Source organism: Algoriphagus marincola DSM 16067 (assembly GCF_000429405.1).
GTDB lineage: Bacteria > Bacteroidota > Bacteroidia > Cytophagales > Cyclobacteriaceae > Algoriphagus > Algoriphagus marincola.
In genome coordinates this window covers 22,558-42,092 of record NZ_AUBU01000010.1, presented here as the reverse complement: position 1 = coordinate 42,092, position 19,535 = coordinate 22,558, and the positions used below count along the sequence as shown (strand labels likewise).

Sequence of the window (19,535 nt, the reverse complement as noted above, 5' to 3'; positions counted from 1 at the left end):
ATGAACAGAAATTAATTGCTTTGGGGCATTTCCAGAAAAAGCGCAATCAATTCTTTTGGAGTACAAGCTCTTTGGAGCATTTCTTCCTGCAGGTAAACTTTCAGTTGGAACTCCAACTCGAAAATCAGACCGTTTACGAAAACTGGGTCCATATTCAAGTTTTGGATAAAGTGATCGTTTTTTCGAGCACCATTCAGCATGATTCCATAGGAGTGGAATACTTCTGCAGCCTTTTTTAGTAAAGTAAATTGTTGGTTCATGTCGTTTCAATTTTATGATTGCGTATTTGTGGTAGTTAGTTTTAGAGAATTACGCAAATCATAACTGAAAAGGTTTTAAAAGGTGTTAAAATTCCATGTCTTGGTATTTTTTGAAAAAAGTCAAAAAATGACACTTTTACTTGGCATGAAAAACTGCTCAACTTGTTTTGTGTTTTTGCGCACCTAACGTATATAATTATTTCTTTAAATAGGCATTTACATTAATTTTGGTTTTTTATTTAATAGCACACATTTACTTCTCTGTATGAAAGGCATCATTTTGGCCGGAGGCTCCGGTACTAGACTTTATCCACTTACCATTGCAGTCAGCAAGCAGCTGATGCCCGTCTATGATAAACCCATGATCTACTATCCATTGTCCGTTTTGATGATGGCTGGGATTCGGGAGATTTTGATTATTACTACTCCTGAGGATTCTGAATCATTTCAAAAGTTGTTGGGTGATGGTTCTCAGGTCGGCTGTCAGTTTGAATATGCTGTGCAACCATCACCGGATGGATTGGCGCAGGCTTTTATCATCGGAGAAGAATTTATCGGAGATGATAAGGTTGCCTTGATTCTTGGGGATAATATCTTCTATGGTTCGGGACTAGCCAAGACTTTGCAAGAAAATACAAATCCTACCGGGGGAGTTGTTTTTGCCTATCATGTGACTGATCCGGAGCGATATGGTGTGGTGGAGTTTAATGAGGAGCAGAAAGCCATCAGCATTGAGGAAAAGCCAAAAAACCCAAAATCAAGTTTTGCCGTTCCCGGACTTTATTTTTATGACAATCGGGTGGTGGATATTGCCAAAAACATCAAGCCTAGTCCAAGAGGTGAACTGGAAATTACCGATATCAATAATGAGTATCTGAAAATGGATGAGTTGCAGGTGGCAATACTCAATCGGGGAACAGCCTGGCTAGATACCGGAACACATCAGTCTCTGCTCCAAGCCGCTCAGTTTGTAGAGGTGATCGAAGAAAGGCAAGGACTGAAGATCGGCTGTATCGAAGAGATAGCTTTTAGAAGTGGTTTTATTGGAAAAGAACAGCTCCTTCATGCAGCTGAAAAACTAGGAAAGAGTGGATATGGCGCTTATCTCAAGCGTCTGATCAAGGATTGATCAAATCCAGAAATCTTCTTCCCACATTCTAAATCCGCCCAAAAAAGCGTTTTGATTGGTTCCAAGACGGCATCCTTCAGGTACTTCTGTCAGCAGCTTGGAATTTCCTCCTCCTAATACGATATCATCAGGCTGCAAAGCATCAGAAAGAATGGAAACTGTATTTCTAACATGCTTTTCCCAACGCTTTTGACCGCTTTTAAAAAGGTATGCCTTACCAACGTAATTCTCAAAGGTGGATTTTTTGTAAGGCAAGTGCCCCCCTTCAATCGGGATAATGGTCCCATTCATGACCATGGCAGTACCCAATCCCGTTCCCAGACCTAGAAACAAAAGCTTTTTGCCTGCATAGCTACCCAATGCCTGCATAGCTGCATCATTTAGTATTTTGATAGGTAAATCGAAGGCTGAATGAAAGTCAAACTCAGTCCATCCGGAACCCATATTTACAGGGTCACTGATGATTTGATTATGCTTAACCACTCCGGGAAAACCCATGGTAATGTGATCATATTCCCAATTGGCAGCATGCTCTCTTACAAGTGGTACTAGTTGCTCTGGCGAAAAATCAGCTCCAGATGGGATTTTGATACGGTCTTTTTGGCCTGTGGCCAAGATTTTGACATTGGAACCTCCGATGTCGATTACCAGAATTTTCTTTTTTGGTTTCTTCATTTCTTGAACTTCCTTTCCCTTTGGAATGGCTAAGTTTAGATTATAGATTGTATAGCCCGAAACTATGAAAAATCAGGGAAAAGACGATACGACCAAGTCGATTTTGGTTAAAATGATAACCTAAACGGGCGAATGCCCATTTAGGCTGATATCAATTTGAAGTGATATTGACTGTTTTGGCTTTTGTTTACAGCGATTTCTCTTTCTAGGTGATAAAAGGCTTCCAAGAGTGCTGCATTTTCAAACTTACCGGCATCGATCGCTTTGAATCCAATGAATTCGATTAGCCTCTTGACACGGATTTTTTCAGGCACATCTTCCCCACAATAGTAGGTCTCTTTGATCACCCCCAAGTTATCGGACATTGGATAGTCAATTCCTAGGTTGTTGAATGCCTTAAATAGGTGAGCTTTGGGAGCAGCCTTCTTCAATAGTCTGATATGTGAATTTTTGATCCGATCATCATAAACCGTATTGGTACAGTCGATGATTAGTTTATCCTGAGTATCTGTGTTTTTGAGTGACATCCAGATTTCAGGAAGGTAACCTGTATCTGCGCAGATTAGAACAAATTCAGACTGAATGATGGCAGATTCGTAAGGACAGATACGATGATGGAGTCGATTAAGCATTTTCCATTCAGGCTCTTGGGTATCAAAGTCCGGACGAACGCCAAAAACTACATCAAGACCTGCCTCGATAAATTTTTTCCCAAGGGTTTTTGCAAGGGATGTACCCCCCAATATTCCAATTTTCATAAGGTGATAAGTTTATGATTGATAAAAGGGTGAAAGGAGATTTTGCTCCTAGTAATCATATAAACTGCTGAAAATTAGCATAGTTCGATCGAAAAATAAAATAATATTTTGAAAAAAATTGATTTACAATATATTATTCACTTTTATGAATATCAAAAGCAAAAAGCATGGGGTGAATTTCTAACCCGAAGTATAATTTTTTTTAGAATTGCTAAAGTGTTGAAGTTCAGGCCAAAAAAACCTTGCTTTAGTTAGCCAGAATTTTTTCTATACTTTTGAAAAAACCCTAAAGAATGAAGAAAATACTGTTTGCCTTTTGCTCAATTTGTCTCTTGGTCCAGCTAGGATTCGCACAAAATGATTTAATCCATGCTCGCCCGTCTCAACTAGGTATGGATGGAGCTTTTATCAAGCAAAAAGTAGACTCCATCATGCAAATGGGGATCGATAGTTTAGCCTTTCCCGGAGCTCAAGTTTTGGTAGCAAAAAACGACACGGTAATTTTTCACCAGGCCTACGGATATCACACCTATGATCAAATCCAACCTGTCAAATTGAATGATCTTTATGATTTGGCATCTGTAACAAAAATTTCGGGTCCATTACCTGCTTTGATGAAGCTAGTGGATGAAGGAAAGCTTGATTTGGACCAACCATTCAGTACCTATTGGGAGCCCTGGCAAAAGCGAAAAGACAAAAGGGATTTGACATTGCGGGAAATTCTGGCTCATCAGGCTGGTTTGGTGCCTTACATCGTATTCTTGCAAAAGGTGATCAAAAACAACGGGATGGTAAAAAGGAGATTTGTACGTGATTTTCCCAGGGATCGCTTTTCAGGCCAAGTTTATGACAGGCTTTATATAAATGATCGTTTTGAGCGGAAAATGAACCGAATCATCAACCGATCGGATGTATCAGCAGATAAGAAATACCTGTATTCTGGACTCAGTTTTTTGATTTTTCCAAGCCTGATTGAGCAGCTGACGGGAATGGACTATGAGAGCTATTTGGAAGAAAATTTCTATCAACCCTTAGGCTGTGAAACGCTAGCATATTTGCCAAAGGTAAAGGGATTTACGAATGCTATTGTTCCTACGGAGATAGACTCCCTATTTCGGAAATCGGTAGTAAAAGGATGGGTTCACGATGAAAATGCGGCCTTAAAAGGCGGAGTTTCCGGCAATGCTGGTTTATTCGGGACGGCTGATGACTTGGCTAAACTCATGCTCTTTTATCAAAATTATGGAAGGGTAGATGGACAGCAGCTCATTTCCGCAGAAACCCTTCGAGAGTTTACGGAGGTGCAATTTCCAGAGAATGATAACCGCCGCGGTCTGGGCTTTGATAAGCCGCTGCTGGACAATGCAGCGCTTTCTCTTGAAAATGCTTATCCATCCTCTTTGGCTAGTCCGGAGAGTTTTGGACACTCCGGCTTTACAGGCACTTTTGTCTGGGCTGACCCGGTTCATAAACTTACCTTTATTTTTCTCTCCAATCGGGTTTATCCTACAAGAGATCATCGGAAATTGTACAGCTTGGGAATTCGAGAAGCTTTGCAGGATGTGTTTTATCGGGCGGAGCGATAAGTTGAAATGAGCTAGTTGAGGGGAATGGATTACTTCCCGATACAAAACTTCGAAAAGATACCTATCTGCCGACCGGCAGGTTCGCCATAAATCATCTTTTAAAATTTATTTACCAATACAAAACTTCGAGAAAATATTGGCTAAAAGGTCGTCGGTGGTAATCTCTCCTGTGATCTCACCTAGGAAATGCAAAGAACGCCGAATATCCATGGCTAGAAAATCATTGGTGACCTCTTGATCCAAGCCAGCCAATACATCGAGTAGGGATTCCCTTGTTTTGGTCAAACTATCGTAATGACGGATATTGGTAACGACGGTATTTCCTGTCTTGAATTTATCTAGATTGACAAGTTCCAGAATACGGGCTTTGAGCCCTTCCAAATTCTCCTTTTTGCCCGCTGAAATAAAAATACTGTCTGGATGCTTTTCCCTTAACTCATTGATAATATTTTCCTTAGCCTTATCTGTTTTATTGGCTACTTTGAGGAAAGGGACTCCTAGATTTTCCAGCTTATTTATATCCCGATTGATCTCCACCAAGTCGGTATCGCTCAAGTCAAACAAATAAAGAATCAGTGAGGCAGACTTCATTTTTTCCTGTGTACGACTTACCCCAATGGCTTCAATGGTATCTGTGGTTTCCCGAAGTCCAGCAGTATCTATAAATCGGAAAATCACTCCACCGATATTGATTTCATCCTCGATAAAATCCCGAGTGGTACCTGCAATATCTGATACGATGGCTTTTTCCTCATTTAGAAGCGCATTGAGTAGGGTAGACTTTCCTGCGTTGGGTTTGCCGGCAATCACGGTGGGAACTCCATTTTTGATCACATTTCCTAGATCAAAGCTGAGGATCAGTTCCTCCACCACTCGTAGAAGTCGCTCAACCAGCATTCTCAAATCATCCCGACTGGCAAATTCTACGTCCTCTTCTGTAAAGTCCAATTCCAATTCGATCATCGAGGCAAAATGGATGAGTTGAGCCCGTAATTCCTGAATCTCCGATGAAAAACCACCACGCATTTGATTAAGAGCGGCTGCGTGGGAAGCCTCCGAATCCGCATGAATCAAATCTGCCACTGCTTCTGCTTGCGCAAGGTCAAATTGCCCATGCAAAAAGGCCCGCTGAGTAAACTCTCCGGGTTTGGCTGGTCGGGCACCCAGTTTGATAAATAAGCGGATGACCTGATTGATAATGTAGGAGGAGCCATGTGTGGAAATCTCCACCACGTTTTCTTTGGTAAATGATTTTGGAGCGATGAAAATCGAAACTAGTACTTCATCTATGATACGATCTCCGTCTCGGATGGTACCAAAGTGAATGGTATGACTTGCTTGTTTTTCAAGGTTTTTACCGTGAAAAACTTGATTGGTCAATGAAATTGCATTTTTGCCCGAAAGGCGAATGACCGCAATGGCACCTACTCCTTGTGGTGTAGCTAAGGCAATGATGGTATCATCGCGTTCTGCTAGTGAAAAACTCATAGCTTGGGACGGAAGGCCTTTTCAATCAATTCGTTGATTCCTTCTAGAAATGCATCTGCCGGCCTGTAACCCGGAAGCTGAGCAATATTCTGTAGTGTAGGTTCAATAATTACAAAATTTGGATAGGAGCGAACCCGCATAGAAGCGGCCATTTGAGCCTCACTGAATTTTTTTCCCATGAAATCAAAGGTTCTCTCGTTGTCTTCTGCATTCAATTTGACCGCGTAAAAATTTTCGTTGACGTATTTGACTACTTCGGGATCAGTGAAAGTCTCCTTATCCATTTTTTTACACCAACCGCACCAATCCGTGTAGACATCCACCAAAAGCATTTTTGGGTCAGATTGATTGGCAGCTACTGCTTCCTCAAATTTGAGCCAAGTAATTTGATCTTGTGAGTAACCGATGGAAGCAAAAAACAGCAATCCAATGGTGAGAATTAACTTTTGCATATTACGAACTAAACGGCTGTGTTTCTTTTTGGGTTCCCAAGCTGAATTTAAACTTTTTATGTGTCAAAATTACAGATAAAAAGAATACTATCCCTGCTACGGTCACCATCATACCTGCTATGGATGAATCGAAAAGGTAGGCCAGATAATAGCCAACCACCGAAACCAGAATTCCTGTAAGGATCGTCAATTGGATTAATGGGCGCAAATCTCTGGTCCAAAGATAGGCTGTTGCCGGAGGTACGACCAACAAGGCTACAACCAAGATTGCTCCAACTGCCTCGAAGCTACTGACAGTAGTATAGGATACCATACTCATCAATCCCAGGTTGATTGCTGAGGCAGGAATGCCGATGACGATTCCAAATTTTTCATCAAAGCTTGTGATCTTTAACTCCTTGTAAAACAATGTAATAAATACTCCTACTAAAAGTAAATTCAGAATAGCTAGCCACATGATTCTAGGCCCAAAACTTTGCCCACTGCTACTTATCCAAAGGTCGATCGGCAGGTAAGCGATCTCCCCATAAAGTACACATTCCTGGTCCAAGTCCACCCGATAGGCAAAAACGCTAATCAAAATAATTCCGATTGCAAATAGGAGGGTAAAGGTAATGCCAATGGAAGCATCCAGTTGAACGCGGGCCTTCTTCCGCAACCAATCGATCATCAGGGTTGCCAAAATTCCTAGGATTCCTGCACCTATGATCACTTCCAATCCTCTTTGAGTTCCGGATACCAAAAAACCGATGACGATTCCGGGAAGAACTGCATGGGATATTGCATCGCCTGTCATGGACATTTTGCGAAGCATCATAAATACCCCTAGCAAGCCACAGGAAATAGCAATCATCGAGGCCGTGAAGATGATTAGAAATGCATTTTGGTCAAAGCTCATCATGGTCTCTTGGGATTTGTTCTTGATGGGGGTCGAGTTTTGGAAAGTTTAAGCGGCTTTCCAGCAAAGCTTCCAAATCTGGAGTCAATAAATGTTCAAGTTTTTCAGCAGATTCGTGTACATGATCCGGGGCAATATTCATGTATTCATTCAGATAAGATTCCCAAAGTCTGTGTAGCCTGACGACTCTCCTTGCTTGATATTTTCCAGGATCTGTAAGCTTTATTAATGATTGATTTACAAATAGTAAACCTTCTTTTTCTAAACCTTTGATTGAATTTTTAATAGAGCTTTGCTGATGCGGGTAGAGACTAAGAAGCTCTGCTCGAGTTAGCCCTTCCTGTCCTAGTTCCCGGGCTTTGAAAATACTTTTCAGCACATGGTCTCGCTGGGTTTTTTGTAGGTAAGATCTTCGATGGAAATAGCGGGAAACCAATCCCTTTTTAGGAGCAAAAAGAAAAGAAATCAGGGCAATACTTGAAAGAATCACCACTACCCAAGGCCCTGTAGGCATTTGAGGAAGTAGATAAGAAATGTAAGTACCAAATACTCCGGAAAGGATGGCAAAAAGGGAAGCTAAGCCAAGCAAGATTCCCAACCTATCAGTCCAAAACCTAGCCGCAGTGCCCGGAGTAATCAGCAAAGCTGCCATCAAAACCACTCCAATAGCTTGTATCCCAATGACCACTGCCAATATCAGCAGTACATCAAATACGAATCGAATTATATTCATCGGAAGTCCAACCGCCTTTCCGAATTCTGGATTGAAAACCAGAATTTGAAATTCTTTTAGCATAAAGCCAATGACTGAGATAATCAATATAGAAAGGCTTCCATAGACCCAAAGGTCTCGCTCTACTATGCCGATTGCATTCCCGAAAATAAATTGATTGAGGCCTGCCATTTCGGGATTTCCAGATTTTTGAATCACAGTCAAAAAGACAATTCCGATCCCAAAAAAGACGGAAAGGATCACGGCAATGATGGTATCGTCACTTAGTTTGGTGTTTGATTTCAGCCAGGAACTTAGAAAAGTTGCCAAAGCCCCGGACAAGAAAGCTCCTCCGACGATATAAAAGGGGTTTTTCTCTCCTGCAAGCATAAAGCCCAGACAGATTCCCGGAAATACAGCATGGGAAATAGCGTCTCCTAAAAGGGCTTTATTGTCCAAGAAGGAAAAGGTTCCAACAAAAGCAGACCCTATTCCCAAAAGCGTAATTCCCATCACTACAAAGGCAATGGAAGAATCCTGAAAAGAAAAGAAGTAGAGAAAATCGCTCATCAGCCTTTCAATGGGTTAAATTCTTTCTGACGAATCAATTCAGATACTTTCGAAAGCAGGTTGAGCTTTCCACCGTAGGTTTTTCGAAGGAGTTCCTCAGTCACTACTTCATTTTTGGGGCCGGAAGCTACCAAATGCAGGTTCAGCATGATAAACCAATCGAAGTAATTCACAGCCGAATAAATGTCATGGTGAACCACCACAACAGTCTTTCCACCGGCACTCATTTCTTGCAAAAGCTTGAAAATTGCCGCCTCCGTATTCATATCTACTCCCGCAAAAGGTTCGTCCATCAAATATAAATCTGCTTCCTGTGCAAGCGCCCTTGCAATAAATACCCGTTGCTGCTGCCCACCTGAAAGTTCAGAAATCTGTCGATGCACGAAAGCAGACATTCCCACTTTTTCCAGACAGTCCAGTGCCAGTGCTTTCTCCTTTTTACCGGGTCTTTTGAAAAGCCCCAGTTTTCCATAGGTTCCCATCAAAACCACATCAAGAACTGAGGCAGGGAAATTCCAGTCCACAGATTCCCGCTGGGGAACGTAGCTGATTCGGTTGCGGACAGCATCTAGCGTTTGATCAAAAAGCTTCACATAACCACTGCTTGGCTCCACCAAGCCCATGACCGATTTAATCAAAGTAGATTTTCCGGCACCATTTGGGCCTAAAATTCCGATCAATTTACCGGCAGGAAGTGACAGGTCTACATTCCAAAGCACGGGGCTTTGATCATAACTCACTGTCAGATCATGGATTTCCAGTATGGGGTTTTCTACTTGTTTGATCATGAGACAAGTGCTTGATAAATGATTTCCAAATTTGTTTTAATCATGCCGAGATAGGTTCCTGCAGGAGTATTTGCTGCGTCCAGACTATCTGTAAATAGGGGGCCTGCCAACTCGATCTGATGACCTTTTTGCTCACAGGCTTCTACCAATGCCTTCAATGCTCTCGGTGATATCGTCTGCTCTGCAAAAACTGCTTTGATATTTCGATCAATGATGAATTGAGCCAAATCCCCCAAATCCCGAAGCCCTGGTTCACTAAGTGTGGAAAGACCTTGAAGACCTCTCACTTCAAACCCATAAGCCACTCCAAAATAAGCAAAGGCATCATGGGCTGTTACAAGCGCCATTCCTTGAGCATGAAGTTCTGAAACCTTCTCCTGAATTTCCTGATCGGCAGCGAGAAGGTCTTTTTGATAAGTCGACCAATTTTCTTGAATATAGTCCTTCCATTCAGGCTTCCAGGCAATCAATTCTTTGGCACTGTAGTCCATTGCTAGCGTCCACAGCTTCACATCAAACCAAATATGCGGATCTACGCTGTGCGCTTCAGGGCCCGTTCGAAGTAGTTTTTCCTCAGGCAGTTCTTCGGAAATATTAATTAATCGCTGACTGAATTCAAGCTTTTCGAAGATTTCGGTCATTTTTCCTTCCAGATACAAACCATGATAAATCACCAGATCTGCTTCGGTCAGTAGATCCAGATCTCGAACGGAAGCCTTGTATAAATGAGGGTCGACCCCTGCAGGCATTAGTGCCCGGACATCAGCAGAATCTCCTACTATGACAGAAATAGCATCTGCCAGAATGCTGGTAGTCGCCACGATCAAAGGTTTGGATCGCGTGTCGGGGCTATCCCATTTGCAAGCCTGCAGAAGCAAGCTAATCGTAAGTAGGAATAGGAGCCTTCTCATGACTGAATAGCCAAAATATTTGCAGCAACATCTTTGGACATAAAGACATTTTTCTTTTGGTCAACCAGAATTTCAACTGAACCGTCAAACTCTACCTTGTCCAAGATTTTCACCCGAGCACCGATATAGGCACCCACCTTATCCATGTAGCGGAGGAAAGCAGCAGAGCTGTCTTTGACGGCAACGATTTGTCCACTTTGATTGACTTCCATTTCATTGATCGGTACTCTCGGTCTTGCTTTGACATCACCAAATTCGTCTGGAATGGGATCGCCATGTGGGTCAAACTTGGGGTAGTTCAAATAGGCATCGAGACGCTGAATGAGTAGGGGAGACTGAATGTGCTCCAATTCCTCAGCTACTTCATGAACTTCATCCCAGGCAAAGTTTAATTTTTCAACCAGGAAGACTTCCCAGAGTCGATGCTTTCGGACAGTTTGGAGTGCTAGCTTTTTTCCCTCGGGAGTGATGTTCACCCCGTAGTATTTCCGATAGCTGATGACTTCTTTTTCGCTCAGCTTCCTGAGCATATCAGAGACAGAGGCAGGCTTGGTTTTCATCTCGGCTGCGATGTCATTTGTCGACACGGATTTGGTTCCTTCCTCTGAGAGGTGATAGATGGCTTTCAGATAGTTTTCCTCGGCTACAGTCAAATTCATATTTCAATGCTTTGATACAAAGGTAAAAAATATTTTAGAAATGTCTAAAAATAAATTTTATATCAGCTAAAATCGCTGTGGATAAGTTCAAAATAGCTGTGGGTTTGATTTTAGGGGTGTCTAAAATAAAATTAAGAATTGTTTTAAAAAATGTATAAAATATTAAAAAACAGCTATTTTTAAATTCCTTTATAGATAAAGATCTCCTATGATGAGGTCTATCGCCAAGTTTCCATTTTTAAATTTTCGGTTTCCAAAAAGGCGTATAAGGTGGATAAGTGTGGAAAGTTTTCCACCTTATTTGGGATTAGGAGGATAGGGAATCTAGAACTGAAAGGAGTTTCTCCCCTTCAGCTTTCCAGTGAAAAACTTCTGGATTTTGGACTTTAAAAAAGTCTTGATCCAGCCCTGAAATAAAATCCTTAATGGCTTCCTGAGTATTCTGAAAATCTACCGAAAGCCCCATTTTATGGGATGAGACAAAGTCAGTCCATGTAGGATTTTCTTGAATGATAACGGCCGTATTTAATGCTCCCGCTTCAAAAAATTTACTCGGGATTTTCTGAGCTAAAGCTTTATGATTTGGGTAGGGCAAAAGCAAAAAATCAGTCTTGTAAATAGCATCCAAAACCTCGGTATAAGGGATAGGATCAGGAGACAATTCAAGAGAAATCTGGGGATGATTCTTGTATCGATCGAAGAGATTTTTTTGGAAATATTCCAAGGTAACATGTCCAAAAACTCGCAATTTACTTTCGGGAAAACGCTCCAAAACTTGAAGAAAAAACTGAATTCCTTCTTCTGTACCATAAGCAGGTGTGATAGTTCCTGTCAATAGAAATTCAAAGACTTCCTTTTCCTTAAAAACCACAGGAGGCTTAGGAAGGTATTTGGGTCCACTGTATTTATTCTCCAAGATGATGAATGGTTTTTTATTTGGCATTTCATCTTGATAGCATTTCTCGGCTAAGAGATAATAATCAATTCCTTTAATACCCTCAGATTTCTCAATTAGCCATTTAGCTAGTTTTACTTTCCAAGTTGATCTGTTTGGAATCAAGTCTAGGTTTGCCGGGTAGTTTTCCTGCACATCGTAAATGATTCGAAAGCCCAAGAAGGATTTGAGTATTTTTGCGGGGATCAAATACTCCCAAGTACAGCAAATCAGGATTTTTGGTTTGACGATTAAGCAGTATTTGAAAAACCTAAATATGGAAACAATTCGCTCCAATCGAGATTTTGTATTAGTAATCGAAATAAAAAATCGGTCATTTTGAGGATTTAAGACCGCTTTTGAGGAAAAACCTATGAAGTTTAGATGGTATTTATTTGTTTCACGCAGCGTTTGACCCAATCTCCAAAAAGCCCTCGCATCTTTCGCTGGTTTGAGCGAAGAAGCGATTAGGACAGGGATTTTCTGGGAAAAACCTTTAGACATAATCGAAACTAACCAAAAATATGGAACTGAAAACCATCATTGAAAAAGCTTGGGAAAATAGAGAGCTTTTAAAAGAAAAGGACACTGAAATTGCTATCAAGACTGTCATCGCAGATTTGGATGCTGGAAGTCTTCGAGTGGCAGAACCGCTGGAAGATGGCAACTGGCAAGTAAATGACTGGGTAAAGAAAGCGGTCATCTTGTATTTCCCAATTCAGAAAATGCAGACCATAGAAGTGGGTCCTTTTGAGTTCCACGATAAAATGGCTCTAAAGACTAATTACGCCAAGCAGGGTGTACGAGTAGTTCCTCATGCAGTGGCCCGTTATGGAGCACATTTAGCTCCTGGTGTGGTAATGATGCCAAGTTATGTTAATATCGGAGCTTTTGTGGATAGTGGCACGATGGTTGATACTTGGGCGACGGTCGGATCCTGTGCTCAGGTCGGCAAAAACGTTCATTTGAGTGGTGGAGTAGGGCTTGGAGGGGTTTTAGAGCCAGTACAGGCTGCTCCAGTAATTGTAGAAGATGGAGCATTTATTGGCTCTAGAGCTATTGTGGTAGAAGGTGTCCGAATTGGCAAAGAAGCTGTTCTTGGTGCAGGAGTGACACTTACCGCTAGTTCTAAGATCATTGATGTCACTGGGGATAAGCCAGTAGAGTACAAGGGCTATGTTCCACCAAGATCTGTAGTGATCCCTGGATCCATTCCAAAAGAGTTTGCAGCAGGAACTTATCAAGTGCCATGTGCCTTGATAATTGGTCAGCGAAAAGCTTCTACTGATTTGAAAACTTCACTCAATGATGCGTTAAGAGAAAACAACGTAGCAGTGTAAACCAACTAGTATGAATATCATTTATCGAGTAGGAATAGTCGTGCTTTTGAGCTCGGCTATTTTTGCATGTGGTGGAAAAACAGGAAACCAAGGCGATGTTGCCTTTAACCAAGGAGCCTATGATCAGGCTGTGCAAGAGTATTCCAAAGATTTAAAGTATAATCCAAAAAATGTGGTTTTGCTTTACAATCGGGGAAGAGCTCATGAAGAACAAGGTCAATTAGACTCTGCACTTGCAGATTTTGAAGCTGCATTGCAGATTGATCCGAATAACTTTCAGGTTCTTTTAGCGATTTCAAATTTCCATTATACCCAAAACAATTATGAAAAGGCTATGCTTTTTGCTTCTAGAGCCGAGGAAATTTCCGGTGCTCCAGCTGCAGCTTCCTTTATGAAAGGTCGCGCTATGCACCAATTGGGTTATACAGAAGATGCCCTGAAGGCTTATGGCAATGCCATCCAATTAGATAAAAATTATGCTCCTGCTTACTTTAACAGAGGCATGTTAAAATTGGCTTTGAAAAGAAAACGGAGTGCTTGTGAAGACTTCCAGTTGGCGAAAAGCCTTGAATATGGAGCTGCTGAGGAGGCAATCTTAAAGTATTGTAAATGATAGAAAAAAAGCTGATTTGATTTCAATCAGCTTTTTTTGTGAATTATTAATTTTCACTTTTTACTTCCGTATGATCGTGCTCATGTTCTTGATGATCACAAATTTCGTCGGAAGCAATTTTCCCAAATCCCAAACAGGTTTTGCATTCACTGACTTCCTTTAGGGAACCCTTGCAAGTAGGGCATTCTAGCCTTCCTTTTCCATTGCATCTATCACATTCGTAATATTCTATGATGTTGAAAATATTTCTTTTGGTGATCATGCCGGTGGCAGCGCATCGGCTACAACCTACGACTCCTGCACCTCTACAGTAGCTACAGTCCTGTTCAGTATTTTTAGCTCCTTGGCATGTTTCGCATAGCTCGTACCTGTAACCCTTCGTATCGCAGAGATTACACGCTCTGATTGCTTGCAAGGGTTCCTTTAGTTGCCCCTGAAGGTTTTTTGCCAATTCATAATTTTGACCTTTGAAGCCATTCAGATCAAAATATTTGTCCAAAAAACTAGCAGAATTATCATACTGCCCTAGTTCGAAAAGTGTCAATGCAAAGAAATAGGGCATTTCCTCTGGTAAAGGCAGGCCCGAATCAATCAAGTTCCGGAAAATGGAGTTTGCAGTTTCATAATCCTCACGCTCCATAGCTGCAAGTGCTCCAGTCATCCAGCGGTCAGTTTGTCCCAAATTGGGAAGAGCTTGGGCATTGAGAATTGAGGGTGTAGCGAGAATAGAAACTACGATCAGAAATTGAAGGATGATTTTCACCTAGGGAAGCCTTTTTAAATTGAGTTTTAAATATCTCACTCTAAATCGAATTTTGAAATTAATGTTTCCTAAATGGTTTTAAGAACATTTGTCTTTTTCCGTTTCACAAACAAAAATTTGTATTTATTTTAGGAAAAATTATGTTGCCCAAGGGCATATGTTTAATCTCAAAATTATTTCAACATGGGAAAACCAATTGACTCAATCGAAGGTATCGGACCAGCGTACAAGGCCAAGCTGGCTGAAGCAGGTGTAAAATCTGTAGAAGGTCTGCTTGACGCTGGAGCTTCTAAATCTGGTAGACAAAAACTTGCTGAGCAGACAGGCTTGGATGCCAGTCAAATTTTGAAGTGGGTAAATATGGCTGATCTTTTCCGAATCAATGGAATTGGGGGACAGTTTGCCGAGTTACTAAAAGCAGCCGGAGTTGATACTGTAAAGGAGCTTAGAAACCGAAACGCTGAAAACCTACATGCAGCTTTGACAAAAACCCAGGAAGAAAAAGGATTGACAAAGGTTGTTCCCAATGCAGATAAAGTAGCCGATTTCATTGAGCAGGCTAAGTCTCTGGAGCCTAAAGTCACCCACTAATCGAATACTATTTTGATTCGGATAAAGACCTTTTTGCTACCGCAAAAAGGTTTTTTTGTAGTTTTAGATTTTTAAAAAATTCAAATAATGAGCAAGAGAGACAGCTTTATCGATGTTTTGACTAAAGGTCAAACTTACAAAAAGGATTTTATCACCCTGGGTACAGGAATTCTAGACGGAGAAGCCATCACAGAGGCTAATGTCAAGGTTCCACTCAAAACTATGAATAGGCATGGGTTGATTGCTGGAGCTACTGGCACAGGAAAGACCAAAACGCTTCAAGTGATTGCTGAGCAACTCTCTTTGAAAGGTGTTCCCTCTGTCCTGATGGACCTCAAGGGAGACTTATCTGGTCTAGCCAAACCCGGAGAAGTCAAGGATTTTATCATTAGCCGGTCCGAAAAAATTGGGGTGGATTATAATCCCCAAGGTCTTCCGGTAGAACTGATGTCCATATCGGATGAAAAAGGTGTAAAGCTCAAGGCAACCGTGTCTGAATTTGGTCCGGTACTCATGTCTCAAATTTTGGAATTGAACGATACACAGCGCGGAGTAATGGCACTTGTATTTAGATATTGTGACCTGCATCATTTGCCGCTTTTAGATTTGAAGGATTTGAAGCGCGTCCTGCAGTTTATCATCAATGAAGGCAAAGAGCAGATTAAAGCTGAATTTGGTCAGGTTTCATCTGCCTCTGTGAATACCATCATGCGCAAAATCATCGAATTGGAGCAGCAGGGTGCGGATAAGTTTTTTGGAGAGCGATCCTTTGAAGTCAACGATTTTGTACGAACTGAAGATGGAAAAGGGGTGATTTCAATCATTCGCTTAACCGATATTCAAAGCAAGCCAAAGCTGTTTTCTACATTTATGTTAAGTCTTCTTTCAGAAGTCTACGAGACCTTTCCCGAGCAAGGAGATGCAGATCAGCCCAAACTATGTATTTTCATCGATGAGGCCCATTTGGTCTTTTCTAATGCATCCAAGGATCTCTTGGAAAAGATAGAAGCTATCATCAAACTTATTCGATCCAAAGGGGTGGGTGTTTATTTCTGCACACAAACTCCCACTGATGTTCCGGATTCAGTTTTGGGTCAATTGGGTTTGAAAGTCCAACATGCCCTGCGGGCTTTCACGGCAAAAGATAGAAAAGCCATTACAAAGACCGCTGAAAATTATCCCATTACTGAGTTTTATGATACGGCTGAAGTCTTGACATCCATGGGTATCGGAGAGGCTCTGATTACCGCTTTGAGCGAAAAAGGTATCCCAACGCCTTTGGCTCATACCTTGGTAAGAGCTCCAATTTCGAGAATGGATATTCTCACTACATCCGAGATTGATGATTTAGTAAGCAATTCGAGCTTGACGGCGAAATACAATGTTCATCTAGATCGAGAATCTGCCTTCGAGATGTTGAATTCAAAGCTTGATGAAGTCGAAAAAGAGCAGGAAAAAGCAACCTTACCCGGACCAAAACCTAGGACAACAACTCGCACTACGCAGGACGAATCTTTGATAGAAGAATTGAGTAAAAATACCATGGTCAGACAAATCGGTCGAACGATCTTTCGCGAATTGACTCGAGGAATTCTTGGTTCATTCTCTAGAAGAAGGTAGTGTATTTAAAATATTGTAAATCAATAGAATAAATTGAAAATAATTATTGTCGGTGGGGGAGCTGCTGGTTTTTTTGCTGCAATCCATGCCGCATCAAAAGGCCGTGAGGTTTATATTTTGGAAAAGAGTGCAAAGCTTTTATCCAAAGTGAAAATCTCGGGCGGTGGTCGATGCAATGTGACTCATCGGCTGATGCCCAATAGCCAACTGGTCAAAAACTATCCCAGAGGTGAAAAATTCTTGAAAAAGGCTTTCACGTACTTTTCTATTCCCGATACCTGGACCTGGTTTGAAAGTCGGGGAGTAAAGCTTAAAACGGAGTCCGACGGACGCGTATTTCCCCAATCAGACAGCAGCCAAAGCATTATAGATGCATTGATGAGGGCATCTGAAGATGCAGATGTCAAAATTAAAACCCGACAAGCTGTGGAGTCTATCAAGGAAGAAAATGGCAAGTATATTTTAACAGTGAGTGGAAGTGAAATCACAGCTGATAAATTAATTGTTGCCTCAGGAGGAAGTCCCAGCAGTTCAGGTTATTCCTTTCTATCAAACCTAAATCATAAAATCAATCCGCCAATTCCTTCCCTTTTTACCTTTAATACACCCGGAAATCCCATTCGGGAATTGATGGGTTTATCCGTGCCTCAGGCGCATATTCGTCTTGCTGGGACAAAACTTTCTTATCAAGGCCCTCTTTTAATTACCCATTGGGGAGTGAGTGGGCCTGCTGTACTCAAACTTTCAGCCTTTGGGGCTAAATGGCTTTTTGATCAGCATTATCGGGCTGAAGCCATTATAAACTGGGATGTGGACATGAGCGAGCAGGGATGGGAGGCGATTATTAGAGGTTTCAAGGAAAAGCATCCTGCAAGGAAAGTCCGTAACTATCCCTTAAATGAATTACCCAATAGACTTTGGGAGTTTTTAATTAGTGAATCTGGTATTGATTCGGAAACTGATTTTGGAAATCTATCCAAAAAACAGATTAACCGATTGGTTCAAAATCTTTTTTGCTTTATTTTGAACATCGAAGGAAAGACTACTTTTAAGGATGAATTCGTCACCTCTGGAGGAATCGATTTGAAAGAAGTTAATCCACACACCATGGAAAGTATTTATCACCCAAATATTTTCTTTGCGGGAGAAGTTCTGGATCTAGACGGCATCACTGGAGGTTTTAATTTTCAGGCTGCTTGGACAACAGGATATCTTGCAGGAAAGTCCACCCATTAAAGCCCTCTCATGAAATTAGATTCCGCGGTATTATCTCAAAAGATATTAGAAATGTCTGAAGGAGACGAGGATTTCAAAGTTGAACTCACTTCAGCCATTCATTCCGGCCTACTGGAACTCAGACAGCAATATTCTATAGGAAAGGAAAAAGCTGACTTGGATATCATTCAGCAAATCCGGCATAAACTCAAACCAACTTTAGCCATGTTTGAGTTTGATGAACTTTCGGAGTCTTTACAGGAGGGAAAGCAAATATTAGAAAGCGAGGGGTTTGGAGTTAATTTTGAATCCCATTTTAAAGATTTTACCTCCAAACTTGATGAAGTTATACAAGAAGTATCCTCTTTAAAGGATGCCACGTAATTTGAGATTTTTACATGGATTGGCCTCAGGGGTTATCAACAAAAAATGGAGCAACCACTCGGCGCTCCAGTTTTTATTAACCCTATGAAATACATTTACACTCGCAAAAGTATCGCTTGAATGTGTTTTGAATTTGATCTCAATATCAACAACTTGTGATGTTTTTTATTGAATGTCTTTCATGCCTATTAAACCAACTACTTACCAAGGACCTCCTTTTTATCTCTTTAATGGACATTTAGAAACCATTATCCCAAGTCTTTATAGAAAGATTGATGGTTTGAACTACCTGAGGGAAAAAATCCCTACTCCAGATAATGATTTTCTGAATCTGGATTGGTCCAAAGTAGGTTCCCGACGACTTCTAATCATTTCCCATGGCTTGGAAGGAGACTCTGAGCGACATTATGTAAGAGGCTTAGCAAAGCTTTTCAATAGTAATCAAATTGACGTCCTCGCTTGGAATAATCGCAGTTGCGGTGGAGAAATGAACTTGCAGCCGGTTCTCTATCATCATGGAGCAGATTATGATTTGAAGACGGTGATTTCCTATGTGGTGGACAAATATGATTATGAGGAGATCTTCCTTACAGGTATCAGTATGGGTGGCGCACAAACCCTAAACTACCTGGGAAAAAATAGTGAAGACTTGCCTGCGCAAATTAAAAAAGCAGCTGTTTATTCCACTCCTTGCGATCTACCTTCCAGTGCAGCGACATTGAAGAGTCGAAGAAATGTTTTCTACAAAAAACGCTTTTTGGGCAAATTGAAAGATAAAATGCGTCGTAAAGCGCTTCAATTTCCCAATTTGATTGACTTGGATTTACTGGATCAGGTCCAAGATTTTGATTCATTTGACACCCTTTTCACAGCCAAATTACATGGTTTTGAAGATGGTAGAGATTTTTATCAGTCTGCGAGCCCTGGTCCTTGGATTGAAAAGATTCCAATCCCGACATTGATCGTCAATGCATTGAATGATCCCCTTTTGGGTGAGGAATGCTACCCGGTAAAATTAGCTGAACGAAAGTCAGAAATCATTTTGGAAATGCCTAAAAGGGGCGGGCATACAGGCTTTATACTTTCCAAAGATGAATTTACCTGGGCAGAATATCGCTTTTTAAGATTCTTTTTGGAGGAATAGCAGACGATTTATTTAAATTGGAATTTAGAACCCAAAATTGAATTA

21 protein-coding genes are annotated in these 19,535 nt (G+C 41.2%); 9 read left to right on the top strand and 12 right to left on the bottom strand.

Translation table 11 applies throughout. The annotated features are described in order from the left end of the window. Positions 1-11 precede the first annotated feature (11 nt). Positions 12-260 (bottom strand): acyl carrier protein, encoded by a 249-nt coding sequence (locus G457_RS22535; RefSeq protein WP_081701424.1) that lies wholly within the window; start codon positions 258-260, stop codon positions 12-14. Positions 261-525: 265 nt separating this feature from the next. On the opposite strand from G457_RS22535, the gene rfbA reads away from it, so the two are divergent. Beyond that, a complete protein-coding gene (rfbA, locus tag G457_RS0110655) occupies positions 526-1,389 on the top strand; it encodes a glucose-1-phosphate thymidylyltransferase RfbA (RefSeq protein WP_026946469.1) in 864 nt (287 codons plus the stop codon). On the opposite strand, the gene G457_RS0110650 is transcribed toward rfbA, so the two are convergent. After that, on the bottom strand, positions 1,390-2,064 hold the full coding sequence (locus tag G457_RS0110650; protein WP_026946468.1) for an ROK family protein: 675 nt from the start codon (positions 2,062-2,064) through the stop codon (positions 1,390-1,392). A 140-nt stretch (positions 2,065-2,204) separates the two neighbouring features. Then, positions 2,205-2,822 (bottom strand): NADPH-dependent F420 reductase, encoded by a 618-nt coding sequence (locus G457_RS0110645; RefSeq protein ID WP_026946467.1) that lies wholly within the window; start codon positions 2,820-2,822, stop codon positions 2,205-2,207. A gap of 293 nt (positions 2,823-3,115) precedes the next feature. Between G457_RS0110645 and G457_RS0110640 the strand changes: the two genes are divergently transcribed. Further along, on the top strand, positions 3,116-4,408 hold the full coding sequence (locus G457_RS0110640; protein ID WP_026946466.1) for a serine hydrolase domain-containing protein: 1,293 nt from the start codon (positions 3,116-3,118) through the stop codon (positions 4,406-4,408). A gap of 105 nt (positions 4,409-4,513) precedes the next feature. Here the strand turns inward: G457_RS0110640 and mnmE are convergent, their stop codons facing one another. The 8 genes from mnmE to G457_RS0110600 form a co-directional block, all read right to left on the bottom strand. Further along, complete coding sequence (gene mnmE / locus G457_RS0110635; protein WP_026946465.1) at positions 4,514-5,896, bottom strand: tRNA uridine-5-carboxymethylaminomethyl(34) synthesis GTPase MnmE; 1,383 nt, start codon at positions 5,894-5,896, stop codon at positions 4,514-4,516. Next, complete coding sequence (locus G457_RS0110630) at positions 5,893-6,348, bottom strand: thioredoxin family protein (protein ID WP_026946464.1); 456 nt, start codon at positions 6,346-6,348, stop codon at positions 5,893-5,895. Before G457_RS0110630 ends, mnmE begins: the two co-directional genes overlap by 4 nt. Position 6,349: 1 nt before the next feature. Continuing rightward, positions 6,350-7,249, bottom strand: a complete 900-nt coding sequence (locus tag G457_RS21335) for a metal ABC transporter permease (protein WP_322786338.1) — start codon at positions 7,247-7,249, stop codon at positions 6,350-6,352. Beyond that, entirely contained in the window at positions 7,236-8,528 is a 1,293-nt protein-coding gene (locus G457_RS0110620) for a metal ABC transporter permease (protein ID WP_026946463.1), read from the bottom strand. Before G457_RS0110620 ends, G457_RS21335 begins: the two co-directional genes overlap by 14 nt. After that, on the bottom strand, positions 8,528-9,316 hold the full coding sequence (locus G457_RS0110615; protein ID WP_026946462.1) for a metal ABC transporter ATP-binding protein: 789 nt from the start codon (positions 9,314-9,316) through the stop codon (positions 8,528-8,530). The genes G457_RS0110620 and G457_RS0110615 overlap by 1 nt, the downstream gene beginning before the upstream one ends. Beyond that, positions 9,313-10,227, bottom strand: a complete 915-nt coding sequence (locus G457_RS0110610) for a metal ABC transporter solute-binding protein, Zn/Mn family (protein ID WP_026946461.1) — start codon at positions 10,225-10,227, stop codon at positions 9,313-9,315. Before G457_RS0110610 ends, G457_RS0110615 begins: the two co-directional genes overlap by 4 nt. Further along, positions 10,224-10,886, bottom strand: coding sequence for a metal-dependent transcriptional regulator (locus tag G457_RS0110605; RefSeq protein ID WP_026946460.1), 663 nt, complete (start codon positions 10,884-10,886; stop codon positions 10,224-10,226). Before G457_RS0110605 ends, G457_RS0110610 begins: the two co-directional genes overlap by 4 nt. Before the next feature lie 307 nt (positions 10,887-11,193). Beyond that, a complete protein-coding gene (locus G457_RS0110600; RefSeq protein WP_026946459.1) occupies positions 11,194-12,324 on the bottom strand; it encodes a glycosyltransferase family protein in 1,131 nt (376 codons plus the stop codon). A 20-nt stretch (positions 12,325-12,344) separates the two neighbouring features. On the opposite strand from G457_RS0110600, the gene G457_RS0110595 reads away from it, so the two are divergent. Both G457_RS0110595 and G457_RS0110590 read left to right on the top strand, forming a co-directional pair. Beyond that, complete coding sequence (locus G457_RS0110595) at positions 12,345-13,160, top strand: 2,3,4,5-tetrahydropyridine-2,6-dicarboxylate N-succinyltransferase (protein ID WP_026946458.1); 816 nt, start codon at positions 12,345-12,347, stop codon at positions 13,158-13,160. Between the two features lie 10 nt (positions 13,161-13,170). Then, positions 13,171-13,773, top strand: a complete 603-nt coding sequence (locus G457_RS0110590) for a tetratricopeptide repeat protein (RefSeq protein WP_026946457.1) — start codon at positions 13,171-13,173, stop codon at positions 13,771-13,773. 46 nt (positions 13,774-13,819) lie between these two features. Here G457_RS0110590 and G457_RS0110585 read toward each other — a convergent pair whose 3' ends face one another. Beyond that, complete coding sequence (locus G457_RS0110585; protein ID WP_026946456.1) at positions 13,820-14,536, bottom strand: outer membrane protein assembly factor BamD; 717 nt, start codon at positions 14,534-14,536, stop codon at positions 13,820-13,822. 183 nt (positions 14,537-14,719) lie between these two features. Here G457_RS0110585 and G457_RS0110580 point away from each other — a divergent pair, with 183 nt between their 5' ends. The 5 genes from G457_RS0110580 to G457_RS0110560 all read left to right on the top strand — a co-directional run bounded on the left by G457_RS0110580 (position 14,720) and on the right by G457_RS0110560 (position 19,490). Further along, a complete protein-coding gene (locus G457_RS0110580; protein WP_026946455.1) occupies positions 14,720-15,127 on the top strand; it encodes a DUF4332 domain-containing protein in 408 nt (135 codons plus the stop codon). An 87-nt stretch (positions 15,128-15,214) separates the two neighbouring features. Further along, positions 15,215-16,747, top strand: a complete 1,533-nt coding sequence (locus G457_RS0110575; RefSeq protein ID WP_026946454.1) for a helicase HerA-like domain-containing protein — start codon at positions 15,215-15,217, stop codon at positions 16,745-16,747. A 33-nt stretch (positions 16,748-16,780) separates the two neighbouring features. Further along, on the top strand, positions 16,781-17,983 hold the full coding sequence (locus tag G457_RS0110570) for a BaiN/RdsA family NAD(P)/FAD-dependent oxidoreductase (protein WP_026946453.1): 1,203 nt from the start codon (positions 16,781-16,783) through the stop codon (positions 17,981-17,983). A gap of 9 nt (positions 17,984-17,992) precedes the next feature. Continuing rightward, complete coding sequence (locus tag G457_RS0110565; protein ID WP_026946452.1) at positions 17,993-18,346, top strand: hypothetical protein; 354 nt, start codon at positions 17,993-17,995, stop codon at positions 18,344-18,346. Between the two features lie 181 nt (positions 18,347-18,527). Then, a complete protein-coding gene (locus tag G457_RS0110560; RefSeq protein WP_026946451.1) occupies positions 18,528-19,490 on the top strand; it encodes a YheT family hydrolase in 963 nt (320 codons plus the stop codon). The last annotated feature ends 45 nt before the right edge of the window (positions 19,491-19,535 follow it).